At 32.9% G+C, this 407-nt stretch carries 1 protein-coding gene; it reads right to left on the minus strand.

Annotated features, from left to right (window positions below; translation table 11 throughout):
- The coding region (locus E3E36_RS12415) for a hypothetical protein (RefSeq protein ID WP_206203729.1) at positions 1-407 on the minus strand (407 nt) is incomplete at both ends.

Genomic DNA, 407 nt, shown 5'->3' on the forward strand with positions numbered 1-407 from the left:
TAGGATTACCGAAAAATAAAAAGGCTGATTGATTAAATTTATTCAACTCATTCAATAAATAAACAGTTGGTTTATTGATGCCGTAATTATTAGCCGGCCTTCTGCTGTAATTGTGTACACCAACAATTACTGCATCATAATTTTTTTGCTGTAAAGTTTGAACTAATTGTGTAACAGCGGCACTATCGGTTTTATCAACGACATTCATTTTACTCAAATCATCCATTACTTCTTTACCAACAGCAGCTTTGCTTCCAAATAAATATACATCTGCATTGTTTTCTTTTCTAAGCCTTGCTGCTATTACATTTTCTTTTGGTGAACCGATGGAGATGTAAGCAACTTTATTAGCCTTCAAAGGAAGTAATGAAGTATTGCTGTTTCTTAACAGCGTAATAGCATTCTTT

The sequence above is a fragment of the Thermococcus sp. M36 genome (assembly GCF_012027355.1).
Lineage (GTDB): Archaea > Methanobacteriota_B > Thermococci > Thermococcales > Thermococcaceae > Thermococcus.